Below are 18455 nucleotides of genomic sequence, written 5' to 3'. Positions count from 1 at the left end.
TTCGATCCCGGAACCCAAGAGCATCGACGGCTCTCATCGCCCGGATCCGCGACCCGTTTGAAATCGACGATCGGGGATCGGCCCTTCCGCCGGGCAGTTGATTCCTCTGCGACCGGATGTGGCCTGAGGGTTGGACCAACGAGGACAGGGCTCTGGGCCCCGGGCGGGGAAGACCTGGATGGAGTTCGGGGAGGGCGACGTTCGGCGTGACCGGCGGGGACGGCCAGAAGACGGCCTGCGGGATGATGGGAGCGTGAGCTTCGAACTGGCCGTCTGGCATGAGCCCAAGCCGATCACCAAGGAGTATGCGGAGAACGTCTATCAGGCGCTCCGCCGTGGGGAGCCGGGGGCCGCGACGGCGCATCCCGGGGTGGCGGCGTTCACCGTGCTGTTGCCCGAGGCCGAGCAGCTCTCGCCGGCCCACGCCCTGGTCACCGTGGACCTGGAGCGGGCCGACGAGGTGTCGGGCGAGGCCTTCGCCCTGGCCGCCGAGTGCGAGCTGGTCTGCTACGACCCGCAGCGCGGGCTCGTGCACAACCTGGGTCCGCTGGGCGTCGACCCCGCCATGGAGATGCGCACGGGCGACGGGATGATCGTGGTCAACCCCGACCTCCAGCTCATCTCCGACGCGCTCGCCACCCTGTCCCCGCAGAACCCGTTCATGGCGCTGGTCGTCTTCGGCGAGCACTTCATCCAGAGCTCCCCGGAGATCTCGGGATACGAGCTGGAATACCGGGACAGCACCAAGGATCTGATGTTCCGTACTCATGTCCCCGACCTGGAGGCGGTCCAGGACGCCTTCACCGAGTACGCCACGGGTGACCGCGCCTTCCTGGACCGCCACGAGTGGCGCCGCGTCTAGATCACTGGCTACCCCGGGACCCCTGGCCCTGTCTGGACGGCCTGGGCGACACCCCTGGACCCTGTCGGACCGCTGGAGCACGTCCGGGCCGTCAAACCGGTAGAGCACCGGATCGCCCCGGAGTTTCCGAACGCCCCCGGAGGCTCATTCGCCGGGGTAGCGGACTCCCACCTGCGAGCGCACCTCGTCCATGATGCCCATCACGTCGAGGGTGGCCTGCCAGGGCACCAGCGGGCTCTCCAGCAGCCCCTCCCGCAGGCAGCGCATGGCCTCGGCGGCCTCGTGCAGCATGCCGGTCCCCTCGAAGGGGACGTGGAAGGTCTGCGGCTCGCCGTCCGTGGGATACAGGGTGAAGGTGTCGGGGTGGAAGAAGCCGTTCGGCACCTCGATGCGGCCGAGGGGACCCGAGACCGACGCGGTGACCGGGCTGGAGGTGCTGATACCGCAGGAGAGCAGGGCGACCGCCCCGTTCTCGTAGCCGAGCAGCATGCCCGTGTTCTCGTCCACGCCCTCGGGGGTCAGCCGCGCCCAGGACTGCACGTTGGTGGGGTCGCCGAGCATGAGGTAGGCGAAGGAGATCGGGTAGACCCCGAGGTCGAGCAGCGCGCCGCCGCCCAGTTCGGGGGCGCGGAGCCGGTGCTCCGGCCCGACGGAGAAGGAGATCCCGAAGTCGGCGTGGACGGTGTTGACCGGCCCGACCGCGCCGCCCTCGACCAGCTCCGCGATCTTGCGGATGGCCGGGATGCAGCGCATCCACATGGCCTCCATCAGAAACAGCCTCCGCTCCCGCGCGAGGTCCATCAGCTTGGCGGCCTCGGCCTTGTTGAGCGTGAAGGCCTTCTCGCACAGTACGGCCTTGCCCGCGTTCAGGCAGGTCACCACGGCGTCGTAATGGGCGTTCTGGGTGTTGGCGACGTAGATAATGTCCACGTCGGGATCGGCGGCGAGCTCGGCCCAGCTGCCGTGCGCCCTGGGGATGTCATGCCTGTCGGCGAAGGCCCGGGCGGACTCGATCGTCCTGGATCCGACCGCCACCACTTCGGCGTCCGGCAGGAGCTTCAGGTCCTCGGTGAACGTGCCGGCGATACCACCGGTCGCCAGAATTCCCCACTTAATCGCACTCATAAGAACATATTTCACCACGTACAGCCCGCACCGGGATCCCCCGCTGCGGGCCGTACGGGCCGATCAGCCGCGTGTGTCGGCGAGCAGGGCGTTCAAAACGAGGTCCGGATATTCGCGCATCACGCCTCGCATGCGCCATTCGTCGGTGAACAGCGCCAGCAGGGCTCCGTCGATCGTCCGGGTGAAGACCTCCACCCCGCGCTGGCGGGCCAGGATCGGCGCCGACTCGGCATCGGTGAGCCTGGCGATGCCGAAGTCGAGCCTGTCCATCGCGATCTCGGTGTTGAACTCGACGGCCATCCGGTGCTTGACCACGTCGAACTGCATCGGTCCCACCGCCGCGAGCACCGGCGACTGGTCTCCCCGGACGTCGGACCGCAGGACCTGGACCACGCCCTCGGCATCCAGCTGCTCGATGCCCTTGCGGAACTGCTTGGACCTGCTGGAGTCCCGGACCCGGGCGGTGGAGAAGTGCTCGGGCGCGAAGCTCGGGATCTTCGGGAACTCGACGGCGGGACCGTCGTAGAGCGTGTCGCCGGGGCGCAGGGCGCTGGCGTTCACCAGGCCGACCACGTCGCCGGGGAAGGCCTCGTCGATCGTGGCGCGCTCCTGGCCGAAGACCGACTGCGCGTATTTCGTCGCGAACGGTCGGGCGGTGGCCGCGTGGGTCAGCACCATGCCGCGCTCGAACTTGCCCGAGCAGATCCGGACGAACGCGATCCGGTCACGGTGGGAGGGGTCCATGTTGGCCTGCACCTTGAAGACCAGCCCGGAGAACGACTCGTCCAGCGGGCGCGGGTCGTCTTTGACGTCCGGCCGGGGAGTGGGAGCCGGGGCGATGTCCACCATCGCGTCCAGCAGGCGGCCGACGCCGAAGTTGGACAGCGCGGCGCCGAACAGCACCGGGGTGGACTCGTGCGCCTCGAACGTCTTCTGGTCGTGATCGGAGCCGATCGCCGAGAGCAGGTCGATCTCGTCCTTGGCCCGCTCCCAGTCCTCGCCCAGCTCCGCCTGGGCCTGCTCGGCGCTCAGGTCGGTCTCGATGGCCTTGGTGGCGCCGCCGGGGGTGCGGGTGTAGCGGACGATACGGTCGGCGGCACGGTCCGCCACCCCGTGGAAGAAGCCGCCGTTACCGATCGGCCAGGTGATCGGCGTGGGCTTCAGACCGGTCCGCTCCTGGATCTCGTCCAGCAGCTCCAGCGCCTCACGCCCCGGCCGGTCCCACTTGTTGACGAACGTGATGACCGGGATCTTGCGGTGCCTGCAGACCTCGAACAGCTTCAAGGTCTGCGGCTCCATGCCCTTGGCCGCGTCGAGCAACATGACCGCGCAGTCGACGGCGGCCAGCACCCGGTAGGTATCCTCGGAGAAATCGGCGTGACCGGGGGTGTCGACCAGGTTGAACATGTGGCCGCGGTATTCGAACCGCAGCGCGGCGGAGGTGATGGAGATGCCTCGGGCCTTCTCCATCTCCATCCAGTCGGAGGTCACTCCCCTGCGCCCGGACTTGCCGTGCACCGCGCCGGCCTCGGTGATCGCGGACGCGTGCAGCGCCAGCGCCTCCGTCATGGTCGACTTACCGGCGTCGGGGTGGCTGATCACCGCGAACGTGCGGCGGCGCGCCGCCTCCTGAATGATCGCGGCCATTTCCTTGTCTCCTAGCCATGCGTAAGGTGGGGAATTCCCGGTACTGCCCGGGGCATCGAACAGCTTACGCGCCACCACAGCTGTCAACAGATGTGGCAACACTTCCCCAGGCCGCTTGCGCCACCATGGTGTTCAGTGGATCGTGGAACATCTCGGTTCGCCCCATGCCCCTCACAACTGTCCGAAAGCAGCTAGCTCGTGCAACTCGACGTTCCAGTGGTGTGCAGATGATCACGCTCCGCTATGCGGCAGGTTCCGATGTCGGCCGGGTCCGGCAAGGCAACGAGGACGCGGCCTACGCCGGCGCCCGGCTTCTCGCCGTCGCCGACGGGATGGGCGGCCACGTGGGCGGGGAGGTCGCCAGCTCGGCGGCGATCGCCACGATCGCGCCCCTGGACCAGGAGTGCCCGGGTGACCTGGCCGCCGCCGCCGAGGCGGGGGTCCGCAAGGCCAACCAGCGCCTGCGCGACCTGGTCAAGGAGGACCCGACCCTCACCGGCATGGGCACCACCCTGACCCTGATGCTCTGGAACGGCTCGCGGGTCGCCCTCGCCCACATCGGCGACTCCCGCGCCTACCTCCTCCGCAACGGGGATCTCTACCAGATCACCTACGACCACACCCTGGTCCAGACCCTGATGGACGACGGGCGGATCACCCCCGAGGAGGCCGCCCGGCATCCGCACCGTTCGATCCTGCTCCAGGTGCTGGACGGCGGCGACAACCTCGAGCTCGACCTCTCCCTGCGGGACGCGGAGGTCGGCGACCGCTACCTGCTCTGCTCCGACGGCCTGTCCGGGGTGGTCGACGCCGTCCAGCTCCGCCACGTGCTCGCCGAGTTCGACGACCTCGACGAGGTCATCCGGCAGCTCATCCAGCTCGCCTGCGACGCCGGGGGGCCGGACAACATCACCTGCGTGGTCGCCGACGTGGTCGAAGGCCCCGCCATGGGCACTCCCACGGTGGTCGGTTCGGCCAACCCCTCGTAGGTCGCGGGCGGCTCGCCTTCGAGAAGAACCCCGGGCCGTTCGCGTCTCCCCGATGGGCCGACCGGTCTCATCGCTCGGGACGGCACAGCGCCGAGGAGAAACCGGGCGTTCGTATCTTTGGTCGCCGGTCTCACAGCTCGGGGACAGCCCGACATCGAGGAAAGGCCGGGCCGTTTTCACGCGATCCGCGAGTGCCCTTCTCCTGCCCGGCGGGACACGCCTCCATTCCTTCTGAAAGCTGTGATCGGCCGGTTCTGGTCGCGGCGGGGAGCAGCCGCTATCGTCGGTTCTGCGCTCCCCTCCGATTGCCACTCCGAAGGATGGTCCTCATGTACAAGGAATTCGCCATCGAGGCGATCGTATGGCTCATTCCCGTCGTGATCCTCATCGGTCTCGCCTACATGGTCACCCGGCCCGCCTGACCCTCTCCCCCGAAGCCGAGGACCTGGAGCACCGGCTCCGACTCCTCGGCTTTTTCGTGCCTCCGGGGCGCTCGGCGAGCCCCAGACAGACATAACTCCAATTTAGGGAACTATTCCCTTTACTCGATCTTTATGTGTATATAGTCATGCACATGTGCTCGGGGGAGTGCATTGTCAGGCACGTCGGCAGGGGGATCTCACACACCGATGACCCAGTTCATCGAGGCCGTACTGGCTTTTCCGACCGTCCTTTTCACCTTTCTGCTTCTGGTTGTTCTCGGTTACTGGTTGATCGCCGTATTCGGCGGGATCGAGTTCGACGGTGACGGAACCGGAGCGACGGGCTTCACCGGATGGGCGGCAGGCCTGGGGCTCGGCGGAATACCGGTCGCCGTGGTCGTCTCGCTGCTGGTCGTCATCGCGTGGTTCGTCAGCCTGGTGGGCGGCGTTCTGTTCAGCGGCCTCTCCGCCCTGATCGCCGTACTGATCGCGGCACTGCTCTGCGCCTGGGTGCTCACCCGGCTGGTCGTGCTGTTCCTGAGGCGTGTCATCCCGAAGGAGCGCGTCCCCTCCCGGGCCGACTTCGTGGGCCGTACCTGCGTCATCCGCACGGGTCGTGTCGGCGAGAACTTCGGCCAGGCCGAGGTCACCTCCTCCGACGGTTCCTCCGCCCTCGTGCAAGTCCGCCAGACCGGTGACGACGTCTTCGCCGCCGGCAGCACCGCCCTGATCTTCGCCTATGACTCCCCGGGCGAGTTTTTCTGGGTGATGCCGTACGCCGCGGAACTCGACCCCGACCGTCCTATTTAACCGAGGGACCACATGGACGTCATCTCCACCGGATTCGGCATCCTCCTAGCCGTCATCCTTCTCGTCTCCATCGGCCTGCTCTTCATGATCAGCCGCCTGTTCTACAAGGTCGAACAGGGCAAGGCGCTGATCGTCTCCAAGATCAACAAGGTGGACGTCACCTTCACCGGCGCGGTCGTCCTGCCCGTGTTCCACAAGTCCGAGATCATGGACATCTCGGTGAAGACCATCGAGATCGAACGGACCGGCCACGAGGGCCTGATCTGCCGGGACAACATCCGGGCCGACATCCGGATCACCTTCTTCGTCCGCGTCAACAAGACCGTCGAGGACGTGGTGAAGGTCGCCCAGGCCATCGGCACCGCCAGGGCCAGCGACCAGGAGACGTTGCAGGAGCTGTTCAGCGCCAAGTTCTCCGAGGCGCTCAAGACGGTCGGCAAGCAGCTCGACTTCGTGGACCTCTACACCCAGCGTGACCAGTTCCGCGACCAGATCATCCAGGTCATCGGCACCGACCTCAACGGCTACAGCCTCGAGGACGCGGCCATCGACTTCCTGGAGCAGACTCCCCTCTCCAAGCTCGACCCGGCCAACATCCTCGACGCCCAGGGCATTCGCAAGATCACTGAACTGACCGCGATCGAGCACGTGCGGACGAACGAGTACCAGCGGCACGAGGAGAAGGAGATCACCCGCCAGAACGTGGACGCGCGGGAGGCCATCCTCGAGTTGGAGCGCCGCCAGCACGACGCGGAGACCAAGCAGAAGCGCGAGGTCGAGACCATGCGTGCCCGCGAGGAGGCGGAGACCGCCAAGGTCCAGGCCGAGGAGCGGCTCAAGGCCTACGCGGCCAACCTGCGCACCGACGAGCAGCTGGGCGTCCAGCGGGAGAACCAGGCCCGCGAGATCGCCGTGGCGTCGAAGAACCGCGAGCGCGTCATCGCCATCGAGACCGAGCGGATCGAGAAGGACCGCATGATGGAGGTCATCTCCCGCGAGCGCGAGACCGAGCTGTCCCGCATCTCCAAGGACAAGGAGCTCGAGGGCGAGAAGCGCTCCATCGCCGAGGTGATCCGGGAGCGGATCGTGGTGGAGAAGACGGTCGCCGAGCAGGAGGAGAGCATCAAGCGCCTGCGGGTGGTCGAGGAGGCCGAGCGGACCCGTCAGGCCGTGATCATCCAGGCCGAGGCCGAGGCTCAGGAGAGCCTGGTCAAGGACATCAAGGCGGCGGAGGCGTCCGAGGCCGCGTCCAAGCACAGGGCACGCGAGATCCTGGTGCTCGCCGAGTCACGCCAGCAGGCCGCCGAGCTCGACACCCGCGCGAAGATCCGGCTCGCCGAGGGCATCCAGGCGGAGGCCGCCGCGGTCGGCCTGGCCGAGGTGCAGGTGCGTGAGCGGGACGCCGCGGCGATCGAGAAGATCGGCCGCGCCGAGGCCACGGTCGAGCGGGAGAAGTCCCTGGCGACCGCCGAGGGTGACCAGGCCAAGGCGCTCGCGAACGCCACGTCGATCCGCGAGAAGCTGAAGGCCGAGGCGGAGGGCGAGCAGGCCATGGCCCTGGCCGCCGCGTCCGGGGTCGGCGAGAAGCTCAAGGCCGAGGCCGAGGGTCTCACCGAGAAGGCGGCGGCGATGGCCGCGTTCAACGACGCGAGCCGCATCCACGAGGAGTTCCGTCTGCGGCTGGACGCGGAGAAGGAGATCCGCCTCGCCGGGGTCAACGTCCAGCTCAAGGTCGCCGAGGCGCAGGCCACCGTACTGTCGGCCGGCCTGTCGAAGGCCAACATCGACATCGTCGGCGGCGACAGCGTGTTCTTCGACCGGCTGATCGGCTCGATCACCATGGGTAAGAGCGTGGACGGCTTCATGCAGCACTCCGAGACCGCTCAGACGCTGGCCAGGCCGTACCTGGACGGCTCGGCGAGCCTGCCCGCCGACCTGACCAGGATGCTCGGCTCGCTGGACACCGCCGACGTGCGGAACCTCTCGCTCTCCGCGCTGCTGGTGAAGCTGATCAAGGAGGGCGGCCCCGACGCGGACAGGCTGCGTGACCTGCTGAGCGACGCGCAGAAACTCGGCGTCGCCGAGACTCCGGTCGCGGCCCTGCACTCCGGTAACTCCCTCAACTCCGACAAGTAGCGGCGCCGTCCATGACAGAGACGACGGAGACGGCCACCAGGGCGCCGAGCGGCCAGGCGGAGCTGGACGCGGGCACCTACGAGGTGCTCCGCGCCCGGCTCGCCGAGCAGGCCACCGAGCTGGCCCGGCAGGCCGAGGCGCTCAACGCCGAGCGCCTGGAGGTGTTCGGCGGGGCCGAGCTCCGCCTCATCGGCACCGAACGGATCCGCACCGAGAACAACTGCGTGCCCCGCGACATCGTGTCGATCGGCGGGCTCATGCTGTTCGGCTACAACGTGTTCATCGGGCTGAAACCGGAGACGGCCGTCGAGGACGTCTTCTCCATGCACACGTTCGTACGGAGCACGGGGAACGGGGACGCGTTCCGGTTCGATCCCGCGCCGATGTTCCGCGATCCGCAGTTCGAGCGGGACTTCGCCGAGCTCTACCGCTACTACCGGGAGACCCGGCTGGTCCAGCTCCGCCGCATCGAGGGCAAGATGCTGGCCGTCTTCCAGACCGGCCCGCAGGACACGCGTGTGCTGCGCTGGCAGGTCGGGGTGGACGGCACGCTCACCTACATCGACGACCGCGGCGAGCGCGACCACACGTTCCCGCCGTCCCACGACTTCGAGTGGGTCGCGGCCACCCGCGACGACCACGTGCCCGGCCGCCACCCGCACATCTCGATCCAGGGCGAGGTGTTCGTCGAGACCATCGGCGGCGACCTCACCATCAAGGTCGAGAACAACACGGAGAGCGGCGAGGGCGTCTACCGCGAACCCGTCGCCGAGCCGCTGCAGAGCCTCGCGGACGCCGATGTGTACCACGCCAGGATCGGCCCGCTGATCCTGCTGCGCATCCGGCCGTACAAGGAGGCCGGGTGGCGGCACCTGGTCTTCAACACCCAGACCAAGGGCGTGGTCCGCCTCGACGGCATCGGCCAGGCCTGCCAGCGCCTTCCCGAGGACCAGGGGATCATCTTCCCCGGCGGCTACTACCTGTCCACCGGGATCAGCAAGACCTTCGACACCGACGTCTCCGACCTGGAGTTCGAGCGGGTCATCCGCTCGGCCAACGGCGAGGACGTGCTCTACGTCTTCCACGCCCGGAGCGAGGGCCGGTCGCTGCTGCTGCCGTACAACGTGATCCGCAAGCAGGTGGCGACGCCTTTCTCCTGCCACGGCTACTCGCTGTTCGACGACGGCACCCTGGTCGTCTTCAGGGCGACCTCCGACGAGCCCACCCGCGTCCACCCGATGCAGGTCTGGCAGACGCCGTACCAGTCGGACGTCTACGCCGCCGCCCAGCCGACGGGGAGCGGTCCGCTGGAGCGGATCGGAAACGCGGAGCTGGTGCGCGGGATCTCCGACTGCCTGTCGGTGGCCCGGATGGTCGACGAGATGGCGCCGTCGATCCCCGTCTTCGAAGCACTGATCGCCGCCTGCGCCCGGATCTTCGACCACTACCACTGGCTGGGCGAGCACGGGCTCCGGGGATCGCTGACCGACGTGCGGGCCGGCGCCGAGCAGGTGCTGGACGAGTTCGAGAACGTCCAGTCGCTCACCGAGCAGGCCGCGACCGCGCTGGAGAACGCCGCCGTCGAGATCACCACGCTGGTGCGGCGGGCACGCGGCGAGGCGCCTCGCTCCGCCCAGGCGTGGGTCACCCAGCTCGCCGATCTGCGGCGGGCCCAGGGGCGTCTGGTGACCCTGCGCGAGCTGCGTTACGTGAACATCACCCGGATCGAGGAGCTGGGCGCCGAACTCGACGCCGAACTCGACAGCACCGCGCGGCGCGCGGCCGGCTTCCTGCAGGGCGAGGACGCCTTCGCCGGCTACCGCGCGGAGGTCGAACGGCTGGTCTCCGACGCGAGCGCCATCGTGACCGTGGCGGAGGCCGTGCCGATCGGCGAGCGACTGGCCGGGCAGGCGCAGGGGCTTGAGGTCGTGATCGAGGTGGTCGGCACGCTCGACATCGCCGACGCGACCGTGCGGACGGCCATCCTGGAGCGGGTCGGCGAGGTGCTCGGCGGGGTCAACCGCGCCCGGGCCACCCTGGACGCGCGTCGCAGGGAGCTGCTGGCGAGCGAGGGCCGGGCGGCCTTCGGCGCGGAGTTCGCACTGCTGGGGCAGGCCATCACCGGGGCACTGGCGATGGCCGACACCCCCGAGCGCTGCGACGAGCAGCTGGGCCGGCTGATGCTCCAGCTGGAGAACCTGGAGTCGCGCTTCACCGAGTTCGACGACTTCCTGGAGCAGCTGACCTCCAAGCAGGAGGACGTCTACGAGGCGTTCTCCTCGCGCAAGCAGTCGCTGCTGGACGAGCGCGCCCGCCGAGCCGACCGCCTGGCCGACTCCGCCACGCGGATCCTGTCCAGCGTGCGACGCCGGGTGGCCGGGCTGAAGTCACCGGATGAGATCAACACCTACTTCGGGTCCGACCCGATGGTGGTCAAGCTGCGGGGCGTGGCCGGGGAGCTGCGCGCGCTGGGCGACCAGGTCCGCGCGGAGGAGCTCGAAGGCCGGATCAAATCCGCCCGTCAGGAGGCGGGCCGCGCCCTGCGCGACCGGCTGGACCTCTACTCCGACGGCGGCGAGACCATCCGGCTCGGACGGCACCTGTTCGCGGTCAACACCCAGGCGGCCGACCTGACCCTGGTCCCCCATCGGGACGGGATGGCGTTCGCCGTCACGGGGACCGACTACCGCTCGCCGGTGCGCGACGAGACCTTCGCGGCGACTCGGCCGTTCTGGAACCAGCTGCTGGTCTCGGAGTCGGCCGAGGTGTATCGGGGGGAGCACCTGGCCGCCTGGATCCTGGCCGCGGCCGAGGCCGGCACCCTGAAGGTGGGCGAGTCCGCGGTCTCCCTCGACGCGCTGCACGAGGCGGCGGTGACCGAGGGCGAGCTGCAGTCGCTCGTCCGCCGGGTGGCGGAGAGCCGCTACGACGAGGGCTACGAGCGAGGCGTCCACGACCATGACGCCGCCGCGATCCTGAGCGCCCTGCTGCGCCTGCACGCGGGCGCCGGCCTGCTCCGCTATCCCCCGGCGGCGAGAGCCGCCGCACAGCTCTTCTGGGCCTTCGGCACCGACGAGGCCGCCCGCCTGACCTGGACCACCCGGGCGGTGTCACTGGCCCGGGCTCGAGCCCTGTTCGGCCGGGTGGACGCGGTGGACGAGACCCGCGAGGCGCTGGGCTCCGCCGTCGCGACCTTCATGCACGGCCTGGAGGAGGGTACGGCGGGGCAGCGCGGCGAGGGCCTCTTCGAGGAGGGTACGGCGGGGCAACACGGCGAGGGCGTATTCGAGCTGGCCGGGGAGTATCTCTTCGAGGAGCTGGCCGGCCGGCCGTTCGGGTTCGTGACGAGCGCCGGGGCGCGGTCGCTGCTGGAACGCTTCGACCGGGTGCTGGGGCCGTCGCGCAAGGAGTTCGATGACGATCTGCGGGCATTCGGGGACGACCTCCCCAGGCGCCACCAGCTGGCCCGCGCCTGGCTCGGCGCCTTCGAGCCCTCGGCCTCGACCTCGGCCGAGCTGCCGGAGGCGGTGGCCGTACAGCTGTGCGAGGTGTCGCGGCACGACTCGTCGGCGGCCCTGACCGCCACGGTCGAAGGCCTGCTCGGCGCGCATCCGCGGATCGCCGGGCGCAGGCTGGAGGTGCGCCTGGACGAGTTCCTCGCCCGGACCCGGCACTTCCGCGACCTCCGCGTCCCCGCCTACCGTGCCTACCAGAAACGGCGCAACGAGCTGGTCGCCACCGAGCGCGGGCGCCTGCGTCTGGAGGAGTTCCAGCCGAAGGTCATGACCTCCTTCGTCCGCAACGAGCTGCTCGACCAGGTCTACCTGCCGCTCATCGGCGACAACCTGGCCAAGCAGCTCGGCGCGACCGGTGACGCCAAGCGGACCGACCAGATGGGGATGCTGCTGCTCATCTCCCCGCCCGGCTACGGCAAGACCACCCTCATGGAGTACGTGGCCAGCCGCCTCGGCCTCATCTTCGTGAAGGTCAACGGTCCGGCCCTGGGCCACCTGGTGACGTCGGTGGACCCGGCGGAGGCTCCCGACGCGACGGCGCGCCAGGAGATCGAGAAGATCTCCTTCGCCCTGGAGATGGGCAACAACGTGCTGCTCTACCTCGACGACATCCAGCACACCTCCCCCGAGCTGCTGCAGAAGTTCATCTCCCTCTGCGACGGCCAGCGGCGGATGGAGGGCGTCTGGGAGGGCCGGGCCCGCACCTACGACCTGCGCGGCAAGCGCTTCGCGGTCTGCATGGCGGGCAACCCGTACACCGAGTCGGGCAAGCGGTTCCGCATTCCCGACATGCTGGCCAACCGCGCCGACGTGTGGAACCTCGGCGACGTGCTGTCGGGCAGGGACGAGCTGTTCGCGCTGAGCTACGTCGACAACGCGCTGACGTCCAACCCGATCCTCGCCCCGCTCGCCGCCAGGGACCGCGGCGACATCCGTCTCCTCATGCGTCTGGCGCAGGGCGACTCCGGGGTCCGGGCCGACCAGCTGTCCCACCCGTACTCCTCGGTCGAGCTGGAGCAGATCCTCACCGTCCTGCGCAAGCTGCTGCGGATCCAGCGGGTGGTCCTGGCCAACAACAGGGCCTACATCGCCTCGGCCGCCCAGGCCGACTCCTCGCGGACCGAGCCTCCGTTCCAGCTCCAGGGGTCCTACCGCAACATGAACAAACTCGCCGCCCGCGTCGTGCCCGTGATGAACGACGCCGAGCTGGAGATCCTGATCGACGACCACTATCTGGGCGAGGCCCAGACCCTCACCTCGGGGGCCGAGGCGAACCTGCTCAAGCTGGCCGAGCTCAGGGGGACCATGACACCCGAGCAGGTCAGGAGGTGGACCGAGGTGAAGACGGCCTACCTGCGATCCCAGGCCCTCGGCGGCGCCGAGGACGACCCGATGACCCGGGCCGTGGGCGCGGTCGGCCTGCTCGCCGACCGGGTGAGCACCGCCATCGAGCACGCCGCCGGCCGCCTGTCCTCAGAGCCCGGACAGGAGGGTCCACCGTGACGGAGACGACTACGACTCCGAGATCGCCGAGCCGGTACGGCGGGCGGTGCGCCGGTGGCGCAGGAGGGCGGCGAGCACGGTGAGGACGATTCCTCCGAGTGCCGCGCCGAGCATGACCTCCACCGGGATGAACTGTCCGCCGAGGTAGCCGAGCAGGACCGCGGGACCGGCCCACAGGAGCTCGGCGGTCAGGGCCGCCAGGGTGTAGGCCCGCCAGGGGTGGGCCAGCCGTCCCGCGGTGGTCGCGGTGACCGTCCGGCCCGCCGGGAGGTAGCGGGCGATCAGCAGCGCCAGGAACGCGTGCCGCATGATCCACCCCTGCCAGCGGGACTCACTCTTCCGGGGGCGAGCCTCGGGGTGAAGGTGGGCCAGGCCGCGGGCGATCCGGCGGCCGATCCGGTAACCGGCCAGGTCGCCGGTCCACGCGCCGAAGGCCCCGATCGTGCCGAGGAGGACGGGATTCAGGTCGCCCTGGGCGGCCAGGGCGCCGCCGGCCAGCAGCAGGGTGCCGGGCGGCAGGATCGGGATGAACAGATCCAGCGACGACACCAGCCAGACGACCAGGTAGGCGGCGAGCGGCGCGGAGGGAAGCACTATGTCGAGCATCTGAGACCCTCTGGACTTCGGGTTTCCTGCGGGAGCGCCCGGCGAAGATGACCGCCGGTGCGTGTTTCTTGCGAATCGGGCCAGGGGGCTCAGGCGTCGAGGGCGAGCACACGGGCCGACGAAGCCCGTGTGCTCGTCTCTTCATGGACGTCGATTGCTCGGCTCTTCGGGGACGTCGATAAGGAGGTTAAGGAAGTGAGGAGTAGCGCGGGTCAGCTCAGGCGCTGGCCTCCACCAGCTCCGCTTCCTTGACCGCTGCCGTGGGGCCGCCGCGGAGCGGGACCTGGCGGATGAACACGGCGATGACGATGCCGACGGCGGCCACCACCGCGCCCCACATGAAGAGCGCCGTGACGCCGTCGGTGACGGCCTGCTGGAAGATGTGCCGGGCCGCTTCCGGCAGGTCGCGCAGGGCCTGCGGAGTCATGGAGGTGGCGGAGGTGCCGAGATCCTTCACTCCGGCTCCGGCCAGTGAGTCGGTCAGGTGGTTGACGTAGACCGCGCCGAGGAGGGAGATGCCGAGCGAGCTGCCCATGTTGCGCAGGAAGGTGGAGGCACCCGTGCCCGCGCCCATGTCGCGCAGTTCGATGCTGTTCTGGGCGATGAGGGTGCTGGTCTGCATCAGCCCGCCCATGCCCGCGCCCAGGATCGCCATGTAGACGCCGGACATGAACGTGGAGGTGTTGACGTCCATGGTGGCGAACAGCGCCAGGCTGATGGTGATGAGAATGGTGCCGGCGATCGGCAGGGCCTTGTAGTGCCCGGTCTTGCTGATCAGCAGACCGCCGCCCAGGCTGACGATCATCGCGGAGACCATCATGGGCGCCAGCAGCAGGCCGCTGTTGGTGGCGGAGGTGCCCTGGACGAACTGCTGGAACTGCGGCAGGAAGCCGATGGCACCGAACATCGCGAAGCCCGAGATGAAGGCGAGTCCCCCGGCCAGGTTGAAGTTGAGGCTGTTGAAGACCCGCAGGGGCATGATCGGCTCGACCACGCGACGCTGGACGACGATGAAGGCGACGAACGCGACCACCGTGAGCACCGCGAGCCCGAGGATCTGTGCCGAGCCCCAGTCGTACTGGACGCCGCCCCAGCTGGTGATCAGCACCAGTGCGGTGATCCACACGGTGAGCAGTGCGGAGCCGAGCCAGTCGATGCGAGCCTTGCCGGTGCCCTTCGGCAGCTTGCCGAGGGTGATCCAGCAGACCACCAGGGTGACCACGCCGAGCGGCAGGTTGACGTAGAAGGCCCAGCGCCAGTCGAGGTTGTCGGTGATGAACCCGCCGATGAGCGGGCCGCCGATCATCGCGACCGGCATGACGGCCATCATCAGGCCCTGGTACTTGCTGCGGTCACGCGGCGGGATCATCTCGCCGATGATCGACATGACGCCGACCATCAGACCGCCGGCGCCCAGGCCCTGGATCGCGCGGAAGGCGATCAGTTGCGTCATGTCCTGGGCCATGCCGCAGAGCACCGAGCCGACCAGGAAGATCACTACGGAGGAGATGAAAATGATGCGGCGGCCGTACAGGTCGCCGAGCTTGCCCCAGATCGGTGTGGACACCGTGGAGGCCAGAATGTATCCCGTGGCCACCCACGCCAGGTGGTCCAGTCCGCCCAGTTCGCCGACGATCGTCGGCAGTGCCGGGGCGACGATCATGTTGTCCAGCATCGCCAGTAGCATGGCGATGACCAGGCCGCTCATCGTGATCATGATTTGACGGTGACTGAACCCCAGTCCCCCCGCCTCTGCCGGCGCCGCCACCTCCGCTGCCGAAACCGGCGAAGCCGCCGCCCCTGTCGTTCCGTCCTTCGTTACCACTGCACCTTCTCCACTCAATTTAACTAGCCGGCCGGTAAGTACCGTACTTACTTACCGGCCGGTTAGCAAATGTGCGAGGATGGGAATAAATCACGACATAGACGGAGAAGGCGGAACGGTTGAGGGGTATGCGGCGCAAGGGCGAGGACACGCGGGCACAGATCGGGGACGTCGCGTTGGCCCTGTTCACCGAGCACGGTTACGACGCCACCTCGATGCGCGAGATCGCCGAGCAACTCGGCATCACCAAGGCCGCGCTCTACTACCATTTCACGAGCAAAGAGGCGATCATCCTCAGCCTCTTCGAGGAGCATCTGAACGCGCTCGACGAGCTGCTCGCCTGGGCCGCCGCCCAACCGCCCTCCCCGCAGCTGTCCTCGAAACTTCTCGGCGGATGGCTCGCGCTGGCCGTCGGCCGAGGGCTGCCGGTCATGCGCTTCGCGGCCGTCAACCAGACCGCGGTACGCGCCGCCCTGCATACGGACCGGGGCACCATCCAGCAGCGGATGGAGAAGGCCACCCGGATCATCGCGGGTCCGGACGCACCTCTCCAGGAACGCCTGCGCGTTCGGATGGCCCTGCTCAGCGTGCACATCACCGTGATGGCCTCCCATGAGACCGAGGCGGACGACGCCGACATCCTCGCCGCCGCGACGCACGCGGCGGCGTTACTGACCGGCGACCTGTTCCCCGCCCCGCAACTCCCGCTCGCCGATCACTGCGGCCCGGCCGGGACCCGGCCGGAGGCGACCGGCTGCCGACCCTGTCCGTGATCCGGGGGACGCCCGGCGGCCGATCGTATTCATGGTCCCGGAGACGATCGGCGGCCGACCGCGTTCGTGATCACGGAGGTCCGGGCGCGGGAGGGCTCCGGAGATCACTCGTGCTCCCGGAAGCACGGCCGGCGCCGGAGAACCGTCCAGGTCGCGGTGACGACGCCGACCCCGTACCTGCGGGGATGGCGCTCCCGGCCGGACGACTAGTCTGTTGGTTGCCGGTCGGCCCCGCGCCCACCGGAACGGTCTCCGTCATCGAGTGCGATGAGCGTGTCGATTCAGCGATCACCGGTCCTCCTGTGACTACGGGATCGCGCGAGAGCAGGGAACAGCGTGAAACTTCTACACTCCGGGAAGGTCCGCGACGTATACGAGGACCGGGGGGACATCATCCTCGTGGCCTCCGACCGGGTGTCGGTGTACGACGTGATCCTGCCCACGCCCATCCCGGACAAGGGGAAGATCCTCACCCGGCTGTCGCTGTGGTGGTTCGAGCAGCTCGCGGACATCGTGCCCAACCATGTGATCTCGGCCACCGACGTGCCCGCCGAGTTCGAGGGACGCGCCGTACGGTGCCGGAAGCTGAAGATGGTCCAGGTCGAGTGCATCGCCCGCGGCTACCTGACGGGACAGGGCCTGAAGGACTACCGGGCGACCGGTTCGATCTCCGGGGTGCCGCTTCCTCCCGGTCTGGTCGAGGGGTCCCAGCTCCCCGAGCCGATCTTCACCCCGACCACCAAGGCGCCGCTCGGCCTGCACGACGAGAGCATCACCTTCGACGACGTGGTCGCGCAGGAGGGTGCGGAGGTCGCCGAGGAGCTCAGGCGGATCACGCTGGAGATCTACGGGCGGGGATCCGAGCTCGCCGCCGAGCGCGGCGTCATCATCGCCGACACCAAGATCGAGCTGGGCTGGGCCCCGGACGGCACACTCGTGCTCGGCGACGAGGTGCTCACCTCGGACTCCTCGCGGTTCTGGCCGGCCGACGACTGGAAGCCCGGCCGTACGCAGTTCTCGTTCGACAAGCAGTACGTCCGCGACTGGGCAACCGGCACGGGATGGGACAAGAAGGAGCCCGCGCCGGAGGTGCCCGCCGAGGTCGTGGAGGTCACCCGGGCGCGCTACCTCGAGGCGTACGAGCGCATCACCGGCAAGTCCTGGTGACCCGCCCGCGCCCCTGACGCGCTCCCACGGCCGGGGACCGGCCTCACCCCGCCGCACGGCGGTACGGGCACCACGGAACGTACGCCCCGTGGCCGGGGGCCGGCCCGCCCATCCGTTCGAGGGAGACCCTCCCCCACGGCCCGAATCGCGAGGGCCGGTGTGGACGACTCGCACCGGCCTCTTCGGGGGGAGACGGGCGTCAGACGGCGAACTTCCTCTCCGCCGCGGCGCCCACGATCAGCGGGACCGCGGAGGCACCGGTCGGCGCGCAGAAGTCGGCCACGATGCAGGTGATGTTGTCGGGGCCGCCGCCCCGGTTGGCCAGGTCGATGAGCCACCGGGCGGCCTCGTCGGGATCGGAGATCTCGCTCAGCGTGTTGAACATGGTCTCGGGACCGACCACTGCGGTCAGGCCGTCGGAGCAGAGAAGGTAGCGGTCCTCCGGATAGGCCTCGCGCAGGGAGAGGTCGAGCTCACCGTCGCCGGTGCCCTCAAGAACCCTCAGCACCATGGATCGGCGCGGGTGCTCCGCGGCCTGCTCCAGGGTGATCCGCCCCTCGTCCACCAGCGACTGGACAAGGGTGTGATCGTGGGTGATCTGGTAGAGGGCGCCGTCGCGCAGCATGTAGGCGCGGGAGTCGCCGACGTGGGCCAGCGCGAAGGTGGCACCGTCCCAGAGCATGGCGGTCAGGGTGGTGCCCATCCCGCGCAGCGTGGGATCCTGCTCGCTCATGTCACGCAGCGTGTGGTTCACGCCCTTGGCCGCGTCCTTGAGCGCGGCCAGCAGGTCGACACCGCTCTCGGGAAGACTCTCGTCCAACGCCGCCATCGCCGTGACGGCGAGTGAGCTGGCGACCTCTCCGCCCGCATGACCACCCATACCGTCGGCTATGGCGAGCAGGCGTGCGCTCGCGTAGCCCGAATCCTCGTTCGCCTCGCGGCGGACGCCTACATCAGAGCGAGCCGCATAGCGCAGTGCCAATGCTTCGTTCAGTGCCATGAAGGCAGTAAAGCATTGGTTGAGGCACTTCACAAGCAAAGTTCCTGTAGACCGTTGCGGCACAGTGAACTACTG

12 protein-coding genes are annotated in these 18455 nt (G+C 68.9%); 7 read left to right on the top strand and 5 right to left on the bottom strand.

The features are described 5' to 3' along the window. Positions 1-253: 253 nt before the first annotated feature. On the top strand, positions 254-862 hold the full coding sequence (locus tag DKM19_RS06395; RefSeq protein WP_110694912.1) for a hypothetical protein: 609 nt from the start codon (positions 254-256) through the stop codon (positions 860-862). Between the two features lie 144 nt (positions 863-1006). On the opposite strand, the gene DKM19_RS06390 is transcribed toward DKM19_RS06395, so the two are convergent. Both DKM19_RS06390 and DKM19_RS06385 read right to left on the bottom strand, forming a co-directional pair. After that, a complete protein-coding gene (locus tag DKM19_RS06390; protein WP_239514114.1) occupies positions 1007-1987 on the bottom strand; it encodes a Gfo/Idh/MocA family protein in 981 nt (326 codons plus the stop codon). Positions 1988-2050: 63 nt separating this feature from the next. Beyond that, positions 2051-3634, bottom strand: a complete 1584-nt coding sequence (locus DKM19_RS06385) for a peptide chain release factor 3 (protein ID WP_110694910.1) — start codon at positions 3632-3634, stop codon at positions 2051-2053. A gap of 227 nt (positions 3635-3861) precedes the next feature. Between DKM19_RS06385 and DKM19_RS06380 the strand changes: the two genes are divergently transcribed. The 4 genes from DKM19_RS06380 to DKM19_RS06365 all read left to right on the top strand — a co-directional run bounded on the left by DKM19_RS06380 (position 3862) and on the right by DKM19_RS06365 (position 13009). Then, the gene (locus DKM19_RS06380; protein WP_110705512.1) at positions 3862-4623 is read left to right on the top strand and encodes a PP2C family serine/threonine-protein phosphatase; all 762 of its coding nucleotides are present in this window, start codon (positions 3862-3864) and stop codon (positions 4621-4623) included. 629 nt (positions 4624-5252) lie between these two features. Continuing rightward, positions 5253-5855: an OB-fold-containig protein gene (locus tag DKM19_RS06375; RefSeq protein ID WP_110694909.1), complete on the top strand. Its 603-nt coding sequence runs from the start codon at positions 5253-5255 to the stop codon at positions 5853-5855. 12 nt (positions 5856-5867) lie between these two features. Beyond that, positions 5868-7991, top strand: coding sequence for an SPFH domain-containing protein (locus DKM19_RS06370; RefSeq protein ID WP_110694908.1), 2124 nt, complete (start codon positions 5868-5870; stop codon positions 7989-7991). A gap of 11 nt (positions 7992-8002) precedes the next feature. Further along, positions 8003-13009 carry a DNA repair ATPase gene (locus DKM19_RS06365; protein ID WP_110694907.1) on the top strand — a complete coding sequence of 1669 codons (5007 nt, stop codon included), beginning with the start codon at positions 8003-8005 and terminating at the stop codon, positions 13007-13009. Between the two features lie 9 nt (positions 13010-13018). Here DKM19_RS06365 and DKM19_RS06360 read toward each other — a convergent pair whose 3' ends face one another. Beyond that, entirely contained in the window at positions 13019-13615 is a 597-nt protein-coding gene (locus tag DKM19_RS06360) for a DedA family protein (RefSeq protein WP_110694906.1), read from the bottom strand. A 217-nt stretch (positions 13616-13832) separates the two neighbouring features. Further along, complete coding sequence (locus tag DKM19_RS06355; RefSeq protein ID WP_110694905.1) at positions 13833-15332, bottom strand: MDR family MFS transporter; 1500 nt, start codon at positions 15330-15332, stop codon at positions 13833-13835. Positions 15333-15568: 236 nt separating this feature from the next. Here DKM19_RS06355 and DKM19_RS06350 point away from each other — a divergent pair, with 236 nt between their 5' ends. Both DKM19_RS06350 and DKM19_RS06345 read left to right on the top strand, forming a co-directional pair. Then, positions 15569-16213 (top strand): TetR/AcrR family transcriptional regulator, encoded by a 645-nt coding sequence (locus DKM19_RS06350; protein ID WP_110694904.1) that lies wholly within the window; start codon positions 15569-15571, stop codon positions 16211-16213. 336 nt (positions 16214-16549) lie between these two features. Continuing rightward, the gene (locus tag DKM19_RS06345) at positions 16550-17380 is read left to right on the top strand and encodes a phosphoribosylaminoimidazolesuccinocarboxamide synthase (protein ID WP_110694903.1); all 831 of its coding nucleotides are present in this window, start codon (positions 16550-16552) and stop codon (positions 17378-17380) included. Between the two features lie 199 nt (positions 17381-17579). Here DKM19_RS06345 and DKM19_RS06340 read toward each other — a convergent pair whose 3' ends face one another. Further along, a complete protein-coding gene (locus DKM19_RS06340) occupies positions 17580-18380 on the bottom strand; it encodes a PP2C family serine/threonine-protein phosphatase (protein ID WP_110694902.1) in 801 nt (266 codons plus the stop codon). Positions 18381-18455 lie beyond the last annotated feature (75 nt).

Origin of the sequence: Streptosporangium sp. 'caverna', assembly GCF_003203775.1 — a bacterium.
In the GTDB taxonomy this organism is placed as follows: Bacteria; Actinomycetota; Actinomycetes; order Streptosporangiales; family Streptosporangiaceae; genus Streptosporangium; species Streptosporangium subroseum.
Note: the sequence above shows the minus strand (reverse complement) of the source record. Positions and strands in the feature narration are given on the sequence as shown.

Bases quoted from the DNA above. Each gene is read 5' to 3' on its own strand.
- DKM19_RS06390 (WP_239514114.1), bottom strand. From the start codon at position 1,987: ATGAGTGCGATTAAGTGGGGAATTCTGGCGACCGGTGGTATCGCCGGC.
- DKM19_RS06350 (WP_110694904.1), top strand. From the start codon at position 15,569: ATGCGGCGCAAGGGCGAGGACACGCGGGCACAGATCGGGGACGTCGCG.
- DKM19_RS06370 (WP_110694908.1), top strand. From the start codon at position 5,868: ATGGACGTCATCTCCACCGGATTCGGCATCCTCCTAGCCGTCATCCTT.
- DKM19_RS06355 (WP_110694905.1), bottom strand. From the start codon at position 15,332: ATGATCACGATGAGCGGCCTGGTCATCGCCATGCTACTGGCGATGCTG.
- DKM19_RS06360 (WP_110694906.1), bottom strand. From the start codon at position 13,615: ATGCTCGACATAGTGCTTCCCTCCGCGCCGCTCGCCGCCTACCTGGTC.
- DKM19_RS06385 (WP_110694910.1), bottom strand. From the start codon at position 3,634: ATGGCCGCGATCATTCAGGAGGCGGCGCGCCGCCGCACGTTCGCGGTG.
- DKM19_RS06365 (WP_110694907.1), top strand. From the start codon at position 8,003: ATGACAGAGACGACGGAGACGGCCACCAGGGCGCCGAGCGGCCAGGCG.
- DKM19_RS06375 (WP_110694909.1), top strand. From the start codon at position 5,253: ATGACCCAGTTCATCGAGGCCGTACTGGCTTTTCCGACCGTCCTTTTC.
- DKM19_RS06340 (WP_110694902.1), bottom strand. From the start codon at position 18,380: ATGGCACTGAACGAAGCATTGGCACTGCGCTATGCGGCTCGCTCTGAT.
- DKM19_RS06380 (WP_110705512.1), top strand. From the start codon at position 3,862: ATGATCACGCTCCGCTATGCGGCAGGTTCCGATGTCGGCCGGGTCCGG.